The organism is Psychrobacter sp. DM4 (assembly GCF_051307035.1).
In the GTDB taxonomy this organism is placed as follows: domain Bacteria; phylum Pseudomonadota; class Gammaproteobacteria; order Pseudomonadales; family Moraxellaceae; genus Psychrobacter.
The window spans coordinates 2,451,814-2,468,631 of sequence record NZ_CP195536.1; the positions used below are offsets into that span (position 1 = coordinate 2,451,814).

The 16,818-nt window shown below is 44.8% G+C and carries 10 protein-coding genes and 1 tRNA gene; all 11 read right to left on the minus strand.

What is annotated here, in order from left to right:
- Nucleotides 1-40: 40 nt before the first annotated feature.
- Entirely contained in the window at nucleotides 41-4,264 is a 4,224-nt protein-coding gene (gene rpoC, locus ACR64G_RS10460) for a DNA-directed RNA polymerase subunit beta' (protein ID WP_435979236.1), read from the minus strand.
- 165 nt (nucleotides 4,265-4,429) lie between these two features.
- Nucleotides 4,430-8,551, minus strand: a complete 4,122-nt coding sequence (gene rpoB / locus ACR64G_RS10465) for a DNA-directed RNA polymerase subunit beta (RefSeq protein ID WP_435979237.1) — start codon at nucleotides 8,549-8,551, stop codon at nucleotides 4,430-4,432.
- A 540-nt stretch (nucleotides 8,552-9,091) separates the two neighbouring features.
- Nucleotides 9,092-9,463, minus strand: a complete 372-nt coding sequence (gene rplL / locus ACR64G_RS10470) for a 50S ribosomal protein L7/L12 (protein WP_317199259.1) — start codon at nucleotides 9,461-9,463, stop codon at nucleotides 9,092-9,094.
- Between the two features lie 105 nt (nucleotides 9,464-9,568).
- Complete coding sequence (gene rplJ / locus ACR64G_RS10475; RefSeq protein ID WP_317199260.1) at nucleotides 9,569-10,096, minus strand: 50S ribosomal protein L10; 528 nt, start codon at nucleotides 10,094-10,096, stop codon at nucleotides 9,569-9,571.
- 366 nt (nucleotides 10,097-10,462) lie between these two features.
- Nucleotides 10,463-11,164: a 50S ribosomal protein L1 gene (gene rplA, locus ACR64G_RS10480; RefSeq protein ID WP_435979238.1), complete on the minus strand. Its 702-nt coding sequence runs from the start codon at nucleotides 11,162-11,164 to the stop codon at nucleotides 10,463-10,465.
- Nucleotides 11,165-11,596, minus strand: a complete 432-nt coding sequence (gene rplK, locus ACR64G_RS10485; protein WP_435979239.1) for a 50S ribosomal protein L11 — start codon at nucleotides 11,594-11,596, stop codon at nucleotides 11,165-11,167. It abuts the gene before it with no gap.
- A gap of 88 nt (nucleotides 11,597-11,684) precedes the next feature.
- Nucleotides 11,685-12,215: a transcription termination/antitermination protein NusG gene (nusG, locus tag ACR64G_RS10490; protein ID WP_435979240.1), complete on the minus strand. Its 531-nt coding sequence runs from the start codon at nucleotides 12,213-12,215 to the stop codon at nucleotides 11,685-11,687.
- 86 nt (nucleotides 12,216-12,301) lie between these two features.
- Nucleotides 12,302-12,790, minus strand: a complete 489-nt coding sequence (secE, locus tag ACR64G_RS10495) for a preprotein translocase subunit SecE (protein ID WP_317199264.1) — start codon at nucleotides 12,788-12,790, stop codon at nucleotides 12,302-12,304.
- A gap of 49 nt (nucleotides 12,791-12,839) precedes the next feature.
- Nucleotides 12,840-12,915: transfer RNA gene (locus tag ACR64G_RS10500), tRNA-Trp, on the minus strand.
- A gap of 192 nt (nucleotides 12,916-13,107) precedes the next feature.
- Complete coding sequence (tuf, locus tag ACR64G_RS10505; protein WP_435979241.1) at nucleotides 13,108-14,298, minus strand: elongation factor Tu; 1,191 nt, start codon at nucleotides 14,296-14,298, stop codon at nucleotides 13,108-13,110.
- 246 nt (nucleotides 14,299-14,544) lie between these two features.
- Nucleotides 14,545-16,668: an elongation factor G gene (fusA, locus tag ACR64G_RS10510; protein ID WP_435979242.1), complete on the minus strand. Its 2,124-nt coding sequence runs from the start codon at nucleotides 16,666-16,668 to the stop codon at nucleotides 14,545-14,547.
- Nucleotides 16,669-16,818 lie beyond the last annotated feature (150 nt).

Sequence of the window (16,818 nt, forward strand, 5' to 3'; positions counted from 1 at the left end):
AGCCAGCAAGAATGCTGGCTTTTTTATGTTGCAATAAATATTAAGATTGGCTATCTTGATTGAGCTCTTGAGCAAAGGCTTCATCAAAGCTAGTAAAGTCTTTGTTATCACTACCAGTAGGCATATCAAACGCTGCATTCATATCTTTATCTAACAGCTTTTGATCGGCTTTTTCTTTACGGGCTTTGTGATAAGAAAGTCCAGTACCAGCAGGAATCAAGCGACCAACAACAACGTTCTCTTTGAGGCCACGTAGCTCATCGACCTTGCCAGTAACCGCAGCTGCCGTCAAGACACGAGTGGTCTCCTGGAATGATGCGGCAGAGATAAAGCTCTCTGTTGCCAGACTCGCTTTGGTGATACCAAGCAGTTGACGCTCATACTGGATTGGGAATTTATCTTCCGCCTCCAGCTTGGCATTTAGTGCTTTGATATCAGCATACTCTGCTTGATCGCCTTTGAAGTGACTTGAGTCGCCAGCATCAGTAATCTCAACTTTGCGCAGCATCTGACGAATGATAACCTCAATGTGCTTATCGTTGATCTTCACCCCTTGTAAGCGATAAACGTCCTGTACTTCGTTGACGATATAGTCAGCAAGCGCAGTTTGACCTTTTAGGCGCAAGATGTCATGCGGGTTTTGTGGACCATCAGCGATAACTTCACCGCGTGCCACTGTCTCATTTTCAAAGACATTGATTTGACGCCATTTTGGAATGAGCTCTTCATGGACCTCACCGTCTTCATTGGTAATAATAAAGCGGTTTTTGCCTTTGGTCTCTTTACCGAAGCTGACAACACCTGACATCTCTGCCATGATCGCATGATCTTTTGGACGGCGAGCTTCGAATAGATCTGCAACTCGTGGTAGACCACCGGTAATATCTTTAGTACCTGATGAGGCTTGTGGTACACGGCCTAGGATTGAACCTGCTGCAACCTCTTCACCATCACTAACACGAATAATTGTCTCAGCGGGCAAGAAGTAAACCACTTCTTTACCTTCATTGGTATTCAAGATAATAGCTGGACGTAAGTCTTTTGCTGAGCTTGAACGGTCACGAGTCGCTAGAATCTCAAACGAGCTCATACCAGTCGCGTCATCAACCTTCACGGTAGCAGTCAAGCCATCAGTAATGTCACTGAAGCGCGCTTTACCCGCAAACTCAGTGATAATAGGATGCGTGTGCGGGTCCCACTTAGCGATAGTCTGACCACCTTCGACCTGATCTTCGTTCTTGACTAATACGCTTGAACCATAAGGTACTTTGTAACGCTCACGCTCACGACCAAGCTCATCTGTCAACGCAATCTCAGCTGAACGAGAGACGATAACCAAATGACCATCGGTATGCTCAACCGTTTTCATGTTTTCGAAATGCGCTTGACCTGCATTACGAACTGAAATGCTATTGTCTACAGAGGCAGAACTCGCCGCGCCACCAACGTGGAACGTACGCATCGTTAGCTGTGTGCCTGGCTCACCGATAGACTGCGCCGCCATAACACCGACTGACTCACCGATATTGACTTTATGGCCACGGGCTAGATCACGACCATAGCACTGCGAACATACGCCATGTTCAACGTCACATGTGATGACTGAACGTACCCAAATATCATCAATAGCGTTTTCATCAAGTACATTGACCCAATGCTCATCGATCAAAGTACCAGTCGGTACTAGTATTTTTGATTCATCATCATTGTAAGTCACATCACGAGCGGTTACACGACCAAGTACAAGATCACCAAGCTTTTCGATGATCTCGCCACCTTGAATGTGCGGCGTCATAAGCAAGCCTTGCTCAGTACCACAGTCTTCAGTAGTAATGACCAAATCTTGAGCAACATCAACCAAACGGCGCGTCAGGTAACCTGAGTTAGCAGTTTTTAGTGCTGTATCTGCTAGACCTTTACGCGCACCGTGAGTCGAGATAAAGTACTGAAGTACAGTTAACCCTTCACGGAAGTTGGCTTTAATTGGCGTCTCGATGATTGAGCCATCCGGTTTTGCCATAAGGCCACGCATACCAGCAAGCTGACGAATCTGCGCTGCACTACCACGAGCACCCGAATCTGACATAATAAAGATAGAGTTGAATGACTTTTGCTCTTCTTCTTCGCCTTGTGCGTTGATCACTTTATCAGTTGCCAAGTTATCCATCATCGCTTTAGCGACTTTATCATTGGTGCGAGACCAGATATCGACTACTTTGTTATAGCGCTCACCTGCGGTCACAAAGCCCTGCTCGAACTGATCTTCGATCTCACGTACTTCAGCTTCTGCCACTTCGATGATTTGTTTTTTGCTTGGCGGGATGACCATGTCATCGATACCGATTGATACGCCTGATAAAGTCGCTTGCGCAAATCCAAGATACATCAATTGGTCAGCGAACATAACGCTGTCTTTGACGCCCATTTTACGGTAGCACGAGTTGATCAAACGCGAGATGTTTTTCTTAGTCATCTCTTGGTTGCACTCTTCAAACGCCATACCTTTTGGCATGATGTTCCAAATCAGTAAGCGACCAGCAACAGTATCTTTGATACTAGTTTCTTGAGTATGATTGCCATCAGCATCGATAATGGTTTCAGTTACGCGAACCTTGATCTTAGCATTCACATGTAGATCATTTGAGCCGATAGCGCGTAATGCTTCATTGACAGAAGCAAAAATCATGCTCTCGCCTTTGACATTCACTGACGAGCGGCTAATATAATATAGACCCAAGACCACGTCTTGTGACGGTACGATAATCGGATCACCGTTCGCTGGTGACAAGATATTATTCGTCGACATCATGAGCGCACGTGATTCTAGCTGTGCTTCCAACGTCAATGGCACGTGAACGGCCATCTGATCGCCATCGAAATCAGCATTGAATGCGGTACAAACTAGAGGATGAAGCTGAATAGCTTTACCTTCAATCAATACTGGCTCAAAGGCTTGTAAGCCCAAACGGTGAAGGGTTGGCGCACGGTTAAGAAGTACAGGGTGCTCACGGATAACCATCGCTAGCATATCCCACACTTGTGGCTCTTCGCGCTCGACCATCTTTTTGGCCGCTTTAATCGTCGTCGCTAAGCCATGAGATAGTAGTTTATTATAAGTGAATGGCTTGAATAGCTCTAGAGCCATTTTCTTTGGTAGACCACACTGGTGCAAGCGTAGCGTTGGGCCTACAACAATGACCGAACGACCAGAGTAATCGACACGTTTACCCAGTAAGTTTTGGCGGAAACGACCTTGCTTACCTTTGATCATATCGGCCAAAGATTTGAGGGGACGCTTATTACTACCAGTAATCGCACGACCACGGCGGCCGTTATCAAGTAGCGCATCGACTGACTCTTGAAGCATACGTTTTTCGTTACGTACAATAATGTCAGGCGCACTTAGCTCAAGCAGACGCTTTAGGCGGTTGTTGCGGTTGATCACGCGACGATAAAGATCGTTAAGATCTGAAGTCGCAAAACGACCGCCTTCTAGGGGTACTAGCGGACGCAAATCTGGTGGCAATACTGGCAATATGTTCATCACCATCCACTCAGGCTTGTTATTAGAATCGCGGAACGCTTCTAATAATTTTAGACGCTTAGACATCTTTTTGAGCTTCGTCTCAGAACCTGTTTGTGGAATGGCTTCGCGCAGTTCATCAATCTCGATATCAAGATCGATATCCTTGAGCAAGTCTTGAACGGCTTCAGCACCCATTTTGGCGGTAAATTCATCGCCAAACTCTTCGAGCGCACGATAATAGTCTTCATCATCAAGCAGTTGATACTTCTCTAAAGAAGTTAGACCAGGTTCTGTAACGATATAGCTCTCAAAATACAAGACACGCTCGATATCACGTAGCGTCATATCAAGAAGCAAACCGATACGGCTTGGTAGTGATTTTAAGAACCAAATATGAGCAACTGGACTGGCTAAGTCAATATGACCCATACGGTCGCGGCGCACTTTAGCAGTAGTGACTTCAACGCCACATTTTTCACAGATAACGCCTTGAAACTTACGACGCTTGTACTTACCACAGAGACATTCGAAATCTTTTACAGGGCCAAAGATTTTGGCACAAAAAAGACCGTCACGCTCAGGCTTAAAGGTACGATAGTTAATCGTTTCTGGCTTTTTGACTTCGCCGTGTGACCACGACTTGATGACATCGGGTGATGCCAAGGTAATTTGAATACTATCAAACTCACGGTTACCGTTGCCGGTAGGGCTTTGCATGATATCGAGTAAATCTTTCAAGTTGCTTCTCCGTTATCTTTATAATCATCTATTCTTGCAACGTCGTACTATAAAAACGTTGTAGAGCAAGAGACTGAAGGCAATGAATAGGGTTGAGATAAATCACTAAAAGCAGCAGCAAAAGGCGTACTGCTTTTAGAGTAACAATCAAGCTTCAACAAAAAGTTAGTTGTTTTCTTTTAACTCAATATTTAGACCCAGTGATTTGATTTCTTTGGTCAAAACATTAAAGGATTCAGGCATACCCGGATCCATATATTGCTCACCATCGACGATGTTTTTGTACATACGCGTACGTCCTTCAACATCATCTGACTTCACAGTTAGCATCTCTTGCAAGGTGTAAGTTGCACCATAAGCTTCTAATGCCCACACTTCCATCTCACCAAAACGCTGACCACCAAACTGAGCTTTACCACCAAGTGGCTGCTGCGTTACTAGTGAATAAGAACCAGTAGAACGCGCATGCATTTTGTCATCAACCAAATGGTTCAATTTGAGCATGTACATGTAGCCGACCGTTACTTTACGGTCAAACTTCTGACCCGTACGACCATCATATAAGGTCTGCTGACCATCACGGTCCATACCAGCAAGCTCTAGCAAGTCTTTGACTTGGCTCTCTCTTGCGCCATCGAACACCGCTGTACCCATTGGGACACCGCCGCGTAAGTTAGCTGAGAGTGCCATGATATCATCGTCACTCAAGCTATCTAGATCAACCTGTTCACCGCCAACCTGGTTGTAGATTTTGTCTAAGAAGTCACGCAACTCTTTGATCGCTGCTTGAGACTTGAGCATACCATCGATTTTCTCGCCCAAACCTTTTGCTGCCATACCCAGATGCGTCTCTAGAACCTGACCGATGTTCATACGAGAGGGTACACCAAGTGGGTTCAATACGATGTCAACGGTATTACCATTCTCATCATAAGGCATGTCTTCTACTGGCATAATACGCGAGACGACACCTTTGTTACCATGACGACCCGCCATCTTGTCACCAGGCTGAATGCGACGTTTTACTGCTAAATAGACTTTAACGATTTTTTGAACGCCATGTTGTAAGTCATCTCCCGCCGTTAATTTACGCTTTTTCTCAGCGAACTTAGTGTCGATATCTTTTTGCTTATCAACCAAGTACTCAGCGATTTGCGTTAAACGCTCAGAGATCTCTTCTTCGACGGGCTGAATATCGAGCAAGGTCTCAAGGCTCATATCCTTCATATCCGCCAATGCCATAACAGTGCCAGCTTTTAGACCAGAACCGCCACTGACTTTTTGACCATCAAGCAAAGTACCGATACGGCCACGAGCAGCATCTTCGAAGATACGTAGCTCTTCTTTTAGATCTTTGCGGTAGCTATCAAGTTGCGACTTTTCAATCGCTCTTGCACGAGCGTCTTTTTCGACGCCATCACGGGTAAAGACTTGCACGTCAATAACCGTGCCTTTGCTTGATGTCGGAACACGTAGCGACGTGTCTTTTACATCAGCCGCTTTTTCACCAAAGATAGCTCTGAGCAATTTCTCTTCTGGCGTCAGTTGCGTCTCACCTTTTGGTGTGACTTTACCAACTAGAATGTCACCTGCATCAACTTCAGCACCGATATACACGATACCTGCTTCATCAAGACTAGATAGCGCCGCTTCACCAACGTGACTTGGAATATCAGCAGTGATCTCTTCGGTGCCAAGCTTAGTATCGCGCGCCACACAGGTTAGTTCTTGAATATGAATAGTGGTAAAACGATCTTCTTTCACCACTTTCTCAGATAGCAAGATTGAATCTTCGAAGTTATAACCATTCCACGGCATAAAGGCAATGCGAATGTTTTGACCCAATGCAAGCTCACCAAGATCCGTTGACGGACCATCAGCCAAGATATCACCCAAAGCAATCTCATCACCTTGGTTGACTATGATTCGCTGGTTGATACAGGTGTTTTGGTTGGAGCGCGTGTATTTGATCAAGTTGTAGATATCGATACCTGCTTCACCAGCAGTCATCTCATCTTCATTGACCCGAACGACGATACGTGAGGCGTCAACATCTTCGATCACACCGCCACGCTTGGCGATAACACAAACACCAGAATCACGGGCTACGTGACGCTCCATACCTGTACCCACGAGCGGCTTATCAGCACGTAGCGTAGGAACAGCCTGACGTTGCATGTTCGAACCCATCAAGGCACGGTTAGCATCATCATGTTCTAGGAACGGAATAAGACCTGCCGCTACTGATACGACCTGACTTGGCGACACATCCATATGCGTCACCTTTTCAGGTGGCATACGCACGAATTCACCATAGCTACGCACGCTGACCATCTCGTCAGAGAGCGCACCATCTTCTGTTACTGGTGAGTCGGCTTGTGCAATGACCGTACCGACTTCTTCGATCGCTGATAGATACTCGATAATATCCGTGACTTTACCGTCAACCACACGGCGATAAGGCGTTTCTAAAAAGCCAAAGCTGTTGGTTTTAGCAAAAGTCGCTAAGGAGTTGATAAGACCAATGTTTGGACCCTCTGGTGTCTCAATCGGGCAAACACGGCCATAATGCGTATCATGTACGTCACGCACTTCAAAACCTGCACGTTCACGTGTCAGACCACCTGGGCCTAGTGCTGATACACGACGCTTATGCGTGACTTCAGACAATGGGTTGTTCTGATCCATAAACTGTGACAACTGGCTTGAACCAAAGAATTCTTTGACCGCAGCAGCAACCGGTTTTGAGTTAATCAAATCTTGTGGTGACAAGTTGTCAGATTCCGCTGAGCTTAAACGCTCTTTAACCGCACGCTCAACACGGACTAGACCGACGCGGAATTGGTTCTCCGCCATCTCACCAACCGAACGAATGCGGCGGTTACCCAAATGGTCAATGTCGTCGACTTCGCCGCGACCATTACGGATCTCAATGAGCTCTTTTAGAACGTTAACGATATCGTCATTAGTCAATACGCTACGAGCGCGTTGAATGTCAGCGTCGTCAGTATCTTCAAAGTCCAAACCTAAACGGCGGTTGAACTTCATACGGCCAACATTCGATAAGTCATAGCGATCAGCGTTGAAGAACATGCTATCGAATAGCTTTTCAGCAGTTTCAACCGTTGGCGGCTCACCTGGACGCATGACTTTATAGATTTCGATCAGCGCTTCTTCGCGGCTTGAGGTACTATCAGCGCGTAGCGTATCGGCAATGTAACTGCCCTGATCGATATCATTAGTGAACAAGATACTAAACTCTTTGATAGACTCACTAGCTTCAAAGGCGCTGAGCTTAACCAATAATTCATGATCAATAAGCGTATTAGCACGAGCGATTATCTCGTCATTGACGACGATATCTTCTGCTAGGATACGCTCATAAAGATACTCATCAGGTACTGCAATTTTCGTCATACCAGCTTCTTCAAGCTGACGGATACGACGAGCATTGATACGTTTGCCTTGCTCTACGATGACATCACCGTCAGGCGATACGATATCGAACTGCGCCATCTCGCCACGTAGACGATCAGCAACTAAGTCAATCTCGAACGTCTCATCCCCTTTATAGACAGCGACTTTATCAAAGAATAGATCTAGGATTTCAGAAGTTGTCAAACCTAACGCACGTAGGATTATTGACGCTAATAGCTTACGGCGACGGTCAATACGAGCAAAAACTAAATCTTTTGCGTCAAACTCAAAGTCAAGCCATGAGCCGCGATAAGGAATAATACGAGCGTTGTATAGCACCTTACCACTTGAGTGCGATTTGCCTTTATCATGATCAAAGAACACGCCAGGCGAGCGATGTAATTGCGATACGATAACGCGCTCGGTACCGTTAATGATAAAGGTACCATTGTTGGTCATCAGTGGCATCTCGCCCATATAGACACTTTGCTCACGGATATCTTTGATCGCCGCTTTACTGTCCTTGTCCTTGCTATCTTTGTCTTTGATAATAAGACGAATCTTGACACGCATAGGTGCTGCAAAGGTAGAGCCACGAAGGATACACTCACGTTCATCAAACTCAGGTGTCCCTAAGTAATACTCAACAAACTGTAATTCAGCGTTACCTGAGTGACTCTCAATTGGGAAAATAGAAGAGTATGCTGCTTGCAAACCAGTATTCTCACGAGCTTTTGGCTTTTTGTGCTCTTGCAAAAATTGCTCGTAGGAATCTACTTGAATAGACAGTAAATAGGGAATGTCCATCACAGTGGGCAATTCAGCAAAACTTTTGCGAATACGCTTTTTTTCAGTATAAGAATATGCCATCGAGAGTCCTTACAGTAAACATGAAAACAAATGAAAATCGTGACCAACCTATATAAAGTTGATGACGTAAACGATGATAAAACAACGAACACAATATAAGATAGAACATTGATAACGTAGAAATACAGGTATCTACGTTCAATATATTAGTAAAAAAGAGCCATGAACTTAAGGCAATTTATCTGCCTTCAAATTTCAGTGATAAAAATAGATAAATGCAATACCGTCACCTCTATGAATCTGCTAATAAGCAGTACAACCATTTAGGATTAGATAAAAATTCTAGAATCAATATAACTATAGTTTTAGTAGGAAAGCATGCAGACACAAAAAAACGCCAAACATCTAAGGACGTTTAGCTAAGTCAACTTATTTCAAAAACTGGCTTGTGTGCTTGCATGTATATCGTCTGTCCTTTTGATGGGTATCCACCGCTTGTGATAGGGATGTTGGCAGACACAAAAGGTCAAGCTGTTTATTATAATAAAAAAGAGCTGGCAATGCAAGGCATTACCAGCTCTTTTGTGTACTAGGTTAAACTTACTTTAGTTCAACGCTTGCACCAGCTTCTTCAAGCTTCTTCTTCAACTCTTCAGCTTCGTCTTTAGTTGCGCCTTCTTTGATTGGTGCTGGAGCACTTTCAACCAAATCTTTCGCTTCTTTTAGACCAAGGCCAGTCGCTTCACGTACGGCTTTAATGACCGCAACTTTCTTTTCGCCAAAGCTTGAAAGAACGACGTCAAATTCGTCTTTTTCTTCAGCAGCAGCAGCAGCAGGACCAGCAGCAGCAGGTGCAGCGGCAACAGCAGCAGTTACGCCGAATTTTTCTTCCATGTCGCTGATTAGCTCAACGATATCCATTACTGACATTTCAGCAATTGCGTTTAACACATCATCTTTAGATAGTGCCATGAGAACTCTCCGTTATCTGATAAAATTTAATTGATTCTAATAGCGTGTATAAATAGGTTAAATAACCTAGATAGTACGCTACAAAATTTAAGTTAAAACAAGCAATTAAGCCGCTTCTTTTGCGTCTTTGATTGCTGCTACAGTGCGAACAAATTTGCCTGGAACTGCGTTCATAGTCTGGACAAGCTTGGTCACTGGTGCATTCATAGTCGCCATGAGGATAGAGAGTGCTTCGTCGCGAGTTGGTAGCTTCGATACGCGCTCTAGCTCTTCTGGACCATAAACTTCACCACCGACTGATACTAACTTGGTCTCCAAAGCTTTGTTATCTTTGCTAAAGTCGTAAACGACTCTGGCAGCAGATCCCAAATCTTCCATAGAAAAGGCCAAAAGTAGTGGACCAGTCATACGGTCTGACATGCTCTCAAACTTAGTGCCTTCAAAAGCGCGTTTTGCTAAAGTGTTTTTGACCACTTTTAAAACGACACCTTTACCACGGGCTTGTTCGCGCAGCTGAGTAAGCTTTGCAACACCAATACCGTGATATTCGGCAGCTACTGCTGAGTAAGCATTAGCAGCAACTTCAGACACTTCAGCCACAACTTGTTGTTTTTGCTCTAGCGTTAATGCCATAAGTTGACTCCTTTAATCTTACCAATCCTCATGTAGTCTAAACCACAAAACAGGACTGACTTGATACGATACGCTACTGATAGAACTAACCAGCAGCGACTGATTACGGCACCGTTATCAGAATAACAATGAGTGGTAAGACAGCTTTCATCTTACCTCCTCTAGGTTTAAACTGGGTGGGTCACCGTCTGCGTAGGACAATTGAGATTTTCATCTGTCATCGATTAACAAGATCAACTCCAAGGTATTAAAAATGAATACTCTGGAACTGCGCTCTACCTACGGTCTTAGACAGCATAGTAAATACTACGCTGACCTAATTTTTAAAATTCGTTTATAGCTATAATCTTACGATTTAAGTAAGTACTATTTAGCCATACGATATGGAACAGGATCAATAGTGATGCCTGGGCCCATCGTGCTAGATATGGTAATCTTCTTAATAAAAGTACCTTTAGAGGTTGCAGGCTTAGCGCGTTTTAGATCGGTCAGCAAAGCTTGTGCATTTTGCATTACTTGCTCAGCGGTAAAACCAACTTGACCGATAGTCGTATGGATAATACCTGCTTTGTCTACACGGTACTGTGCTTGACCCGCTTTTGCGTTGGTCACAGCTTCAGCAACGTTTGGCGTTACCGTACCGACTTTTGGGTTAGGCATAAGGCCACGTGGACCTAGAATAGTACCTAATTGACCAACAACACGCATAGCATCGGGAGCGGCGATAACGACATCAAAATCCATGTTGCCGGCTTTGATTTGTTCTGCTAGGTCTTCAAAACCTACGATGTCAGCACCCGCTTCTTTGGCAGCTTCAGCAGCAGCGCCTTGAGCAAATACAGCAACGCGTTTGGTTTTACCAGTACCCGCAGGTAGGTTAGTAGCACCGCGAACGACCTGATCAGATTTACGTGGGTCAACGCCCAAGTTTACTGCGATGTCGATAGACTCTTTGAATTTTAGCGCTGGCAAATCGTTTAAGATTTGAACAGCTTCTTCAATAGTGTACTGCTTGTCATTATCAACACGGCTATTGATTTCTTTTTGGCGTTTGGTTAGCTTACTCATTTACACACCCTCCACGGTAATGCCCATTGAACGTGCGGTACCAGCAATGGTACGAACAGCAGCGTCAAGATCGGCTGCGGTTAGGTCAGCGTCTTTGGTCTTTACGATCTCTTCTAACTGATCACGAGTCACTTTACCAACTTTAGCAGTGTTTGGTGTCCCTGAACCTTTAGCGATACCTGCAGCTTTACGTAGTAAGAATGCCGCTGGTGGCGACTTCATGATAAACGTAAATGATTTGTCGCTGTAAACGGTAATCTCTGTTGGAATCGGTAGACCTGGCTCTTGGCTTGAGGTCGCAGCGTTAAATTCTTTACAGAACGCCATGATGTTCACGCCTTTTTGACCCAATGCTGGACCGATCGGCGGTGAAGGATTTGCTTTGCCTGCAGGCACTTGTAGTTTGATGTACCCATCAATCTTCTTAGCCATGATTGTCTCCTAAATGGGTGATAGCGCTAAGTTATTATCTATTAACGATAATAATAGGTAGCTCCCCGGTTAATGATAGGTCGATTATCTAGTCTAGTTTTTCAACTTTACTAAATTCAAGTTCGACCTGAGTAGGTCTGTTAAATACATTTACCGTTAAATGTAGCTTAGATTTTTCGTAGTCCACTTTTTCGACCATACCTTTAAAGTCGGTAAAGGGGCCGTCAATGACCAGCAATTCTTCGCCTGGCTCAAAGAGTGTCTTGGGACGGGGATCGGCTTCTGCTTGGTTAAGACGGTTTAGGATACGATCCGCCTCTACTTGTGTAATAGGTGCTGGGGTCTCAGGCGTACCACCGATAAAGCCCATAATGCGCGGACACTCTTTAACGATGTGCCACGTGTTATCGTTCATCTCCATCTGGATAAGAACATAACCTGGAAAAAACTTACGCTCACTTTTGCGCTTTTTGCCGTCTTTCATCTCGACCACTTCTTCTGTTGGCACAAGAACATCACCAAAAGAGTCTGCAAAGTCGCTACGATTAATACGATCTGTTAGTGAACGCTGTACTTGCTTTTCATATCCTGAAAACGCTTGGACAATATACCAACGCATTTGACGCTCCTGATCGTTTGAGTCGTTATAGATAAACGCCAGCTAGAACTAATATGGTTTTGCTAAAAGCTTATAACCAATAGATCTTAGCCGATAAAGATACCGACGAACCAATTAAAGAAGTTATCGAGTAACCAAATAAAAAACCCAACGATACCTATGACGACAATCGTCTGCCATGTGTATTGAAAGGTCTCATCTTTACCTGGCCAAGTGACGCGGCGCAGTTCAACTGCTGCGTCTCTTAGTAGGATTTTAAAGGCGCGACCTTGGTGAGTCAGCGCCAAACACACTAATGCAAATACGGCGAGCGCGACGATGATACCAATACGTACCCAAACGTCATTCGCCGCTTGCCAATAGCCTGGCAAGTACTGATTTGCAAAAGTCGCTGCAATTAATGCCACTATGGCAAGTAACCATAGCATCATATCTTTAGCTGAACCAGTCTTAGCGACTTCGACAGCAGAGGTGTTCCCTGCTGAAACGTGCTTTGATTTGCTCAGCATTCCACCAGCCGCCGTATTAGGGGCATCAGATAACTTAGAATCGAGGTTATCCTGATTATTGCTCATAAAGAACTCGCTTTGGAGGTGGCGTATAACAGAAGATATGATAAGAAGATGGCAGGCGATGTAGGACTCGAACCTACAACCCTCGGTTTTGGAGACCGATGCTCTACCAATTGAGCCAATCGCCTATGGGTGTTAAGGCTGATAATTATACCTATCTTTAATTAGAATGCAAGTTTTGCCGTATTATTTTATATAAATATGTCCGAGAAGTTTAAGATTGAAGCTACATATAGTAATACCCTATCCCCCACCCACAAAAAAGCCACCCTCGAAAGGATGGCTTTTACTTATCTAATAGTTAGAGTCTAATCTAATGATTAGTCCTTAACCGTAGCAACCACACCAGCGCCGACCGTACGGCCGCCTTCACGAATAGCGAAGCGAAGACCTTTGTCCATAGCGATTGGATGGATAAGCTCAACGCCCATCTCAACGTTGTCGCCAGGCATAACCATTTCAGTACCGTCTTGTAATTGGATTGCGCCAGTCACGTCAGTGGTACGGAAGTAGAACTGTGGACGATAGCCGTTTAGGAATGGTGTGTGACGACCACCCTCTTCTTTTGACAGTACGTATACTTCGGCATCAAACTTGGTATGCGGGGTGATTGAACCTGGCTTAGCTAGTACTTGGCCACGTTGTACGTCTTCACGCTTGGTACCACGTAGTAGTACGCCACAGTTCTCACCAGCACGACCTTCGTCAAGCAGTTTACGGAACATCTCTACACCAGTACAGGTGGTTTTTTGGGTGTCACGGATACCGACGATTTCGATCTCGTCGCCTACGCGGACGATACCAGACTCAACACGGCCGGTAACAACGGTACCACGACCTGAGATTGAGAAGACGTCTTCGATCGGCATTAGGAATGCTTTGTCGACGTCACGCTCAGGCTCTGGGATGTAGGTGTCTAGAATCTCTAGTAGTTCGACAACAGCTGGTTCGCCGTATTTGTCTTCTGAGCCTTTTAGGGCTTCTGTGGCACTACCTTTTACGATTGGGGTGTCGTCGCCTGGGAAGTCGTAGTCAGAAAGGAGTTCACGTACTTCCATTTCGACGAGCTCTAGTAGTTCTTCGTCGTCAACCATGTCACATTTGTTCATGAAGACGATGATGTAGGGTACGCCTACCTGACGAGAGAGCAAGATGTGCTCACGCGTTTGTGGCATTGGGCCGTCTGTGGCTGATACGACTAGGATGGCGCCATCCATTTGGGCGGCACCTGTGATCATGTTTTTAACATAATCGGCGTGACCTGGGCAATCAACGTGGGCGTAATGACGGGCTTCGGTGTCATATTCAATGTGTGAGGTGTTGATGGTGATGCCACGTGCTTTTTCTTCAGGTGCTGAGTCAATAGACGCGTAGTCTTTGGCTTCGCCGCCTGAGGTTTTTGCCGCTACGGTTGCGATAGCTGCGGTTAGGGTGGTTTTACCATGGTCAACGTGTCCGATGGTGCCGACGTTAACGTGGGGCTTTACGCGTTCAAACTTGGCCTTTGCCATGAGGTTTTCCTTTTTATGTGGAGTCAGCCTTTACTTTTTTCTTAAACCAAATTAAGCATAAAAGGTAAAGATAAGCTGAGCCCTTAAGATAATGAGTAAGGGTTGCACTTTTAGTGTGCAGATATTATAAGAAAATTACGACCAATAACAAGTCTTTTAACCAATTATTGGCGTATTCTCTATTGGCAATACAGAAATGTCTCCTGTATTGCCATGATTCAATAAAATTGCTACTAGTAAACAAATTTAGTCATCGTCTTTAGAGTTGAACTTAGAGATGATTTCAGCAGATACTGACTTTGGAATTTCAGCGTACTTTTGGAATTCCATTGAGTAAGTAGCACGGCCTTGCGACATTGAACGCATTTGCGTGGCATACCCAAACATCTCCGCTAATGGTACTTCAGCACGGATCTGCTTAGTACCACCAGGCAAATCTTCCATGCCCTGCACCATACCGCGGCGACGGTTAAGATCGCCCATGATGTCACCCATGTAATCTTCAGGGGTTTCAACTTCAACTTTCATGACCGGCTCAAGTAGTGTTGGGTTGGCAGCCATAAAGCCTTTTCTAAAGGCCATAGAACCTGCCATCTTAAATGACAATTCATCCGAGTCAACGTCATGGTAAGAACCATCATACAAAGTCGCTTTTACGCCAACGACTGGATAGCCTGCCAATACACCGTTTTTCATGCGCTCTTGAATACCCTTGTCAACCGCACCGTGAAATTCTTTTGGTACCGTACCGCCAACCACTTCTTCAGCGAATTCATACAGAACGTCGCCCGCTGGATCCATAGGCTCAAGACGTAACCAGACGTGACCGAATTTACCACGACCACCGGTTTGACGTACGAATTTGCCTTCTTGTTCAACCGTCTCACGAATCGTCTCACGATAAGCAACCTGCGGCGCACCGATGTTCGCTTCAACACTGAACTCACGCTTCATGCGATCAACCAAGATCTCAAGATGCAATTCACCCATACCACTGATGATTGTTTGACCAGACTCTTCATCCGTATGAACACGGAATGATGGATCTTCTTTTGCCAGACGACCAAGCGCGATAGACATTTTTTCTTGGTCCGCTTTAGTCTTAGGTTCAACGGCTAGACTAATAACAGGATCTGGGAATTCCATACGCTCAAGAGTAATCACATTACTCTCATCACACAAAGTATCACCAGTCGTTACATCTTTCATGCCAACCAATGCTGCGATATCACCCGTACGAATCTCTTGTAACTCTTCTTGAGAGTTCGCCATCATCTGTACGATACGACCAACGCGCTCACGCTTCATCTTAACCGGATTATAAACGCTGCTACCTTGCGTTAAAACACCAGAATAGACGCGAACGAAGGTTAAGTTACCAACGAACTTATCATTCATAATTTTGAATGCTAAAGCTGAGAACGGTACATCGTCAGATGCTTCACGAAAGCCTTCGCTTTCATCTTTGTCATCAAGGATACCTTTAATAGCTGGAACATCCATAGGTGCTGGTAGATACTGAATAACTGCATCCAACATCTTTTGGACGCCTTTGTTTTTAAAGGCGGTACCACAAAGTAATGGAATGATTTCGTTCTCAATAGTCAACTGACGAATAGCACTGTTGATTTGATCAACCGTCAATTCACCGTTTTCTAAATACTCATCCATTAACTCTTCTGACGCTTCGGCAGCGCTCTCTACGAGATACTCGCGATACTCTTCCGCTTTTTCTTGTAGCTCAGTTGGAATCTCACGCTCATCGTATTCCATACCTTGAGACGCTTCATCCCAATAGATGGCTTTCATGGTCACAAGATCAATAACCCCTTCAAAGTCATCTTCTTTGCCAATTGGAATAACCAAAGGCACCGGCTTACCACCTAGACGGGTTTTGATCTGCTCAATCACGCGATAAAAATCAGCACCAACGCGATCCATTTTATTAACGAATGCTAAGCGTGGTACTTTGTATTTATTTGCTTGACGCCATACGGTCTCAGACTGGGGCTGTACGCCACCCACTGCACAGTAAACCATGCAAGCGCCATCAAGCACACGCATAGAACGTTCAACTTCAATCGTGAAATCAACGTGACCTGGAGTGTCGATGATGTTGATGCGATGCTCATCAAATTGCTTGGCCATACCTGACCAAAAACAAGTCGTTGCCGCTGAGGTGATAGTGATACCACGCTCTTGTTCTTGCTCCATCCAATCCATAGTGGCTGCGCCATCATGAACTTCGCCAATTTTGTGACTAACACCAGTATAGAATAAAACACGCTCAGTAGTAGTGGTCTTACCCGCATCAATGTGTGCTGAGATACCAATATTGCGATAGCGTTTTAGGGGAGTTTTACGAGCCATAGTATTTTCCTAGGAAAAGTCGTGTATGTATTAATATAGGGTAGTGCTCTACCTCATAGTTTCAATAAAAGCGTTATCCTGACAAAAGCAGTCGGCTGTTGAGTCATAGGCTTCTATATAATGCTCAAAGCTATCTAAATAATATGTAGA

Excerpts from the sequence above, each read along its gene's own strand:
- rpoB (WP_435979237.1), bottom strand. The coding sequence starts at position 8,551 with ATGGCATATTCTTATACTGAAAAAAAGCGTATTCGCAAAAGTTTTGCT.
- rplL (WP_317199259.1), bottom strand. The coding sequence starts at position 9,463 with ATGGCACTATCTAAAGATGATGTGTTAAACGCAATTGCTGAAATGTCA.
- rplJ (WP_317199260.1), bottom strand. The coding sequence starts at position 10,096 with ATGGCATTAACGCTAGAGCAAAAACAACAAGTTGTGGCTGAAGTGTCT.
- rplA (WP_435979238.1), bottom strand. The coding sequence starts at position 11,164 with ATGAGTAAGCTAACCAAACGCCAAAAAGAAATCAATAGCCGTGTTGAT.
- rplK (WP_435979239.1), bottom strand. The coding sequence starts at position 11,596 with ATGGCTAAGAAGATTGATGGGTACATCAAACTACAAGTGCCTGCAGGC.
- nusG (WP_435979240.1), bottom strand. The coding sequence starts at position 12,215 with ATGCGTTGGTATATTGTCCAAGCGTTTTCAGGATATGAAAAGCAAGTA.
- secE (WP_317199264.1), bottom strand. The coding sequence starts at position 12,790 with ATGAGCAATAATCAGGATAACCTCGATTCTAAGTTATCTGATGCCCCT.
- tuf (WP_435979241.1), bottom strand. The coding sequence starts at position 14,298 with ATGGCAAAGGCCAAGTTTGAACGCGTAAAGCCCCACGTTAACGTCGGC.
- fusA (WP_435979242.1), bottom strand. The coding sequence starts at position 16,668 with ATGGCTCGTAAAACTCCCCTAAAACGCTATCGCAATATTGGTATCTCA.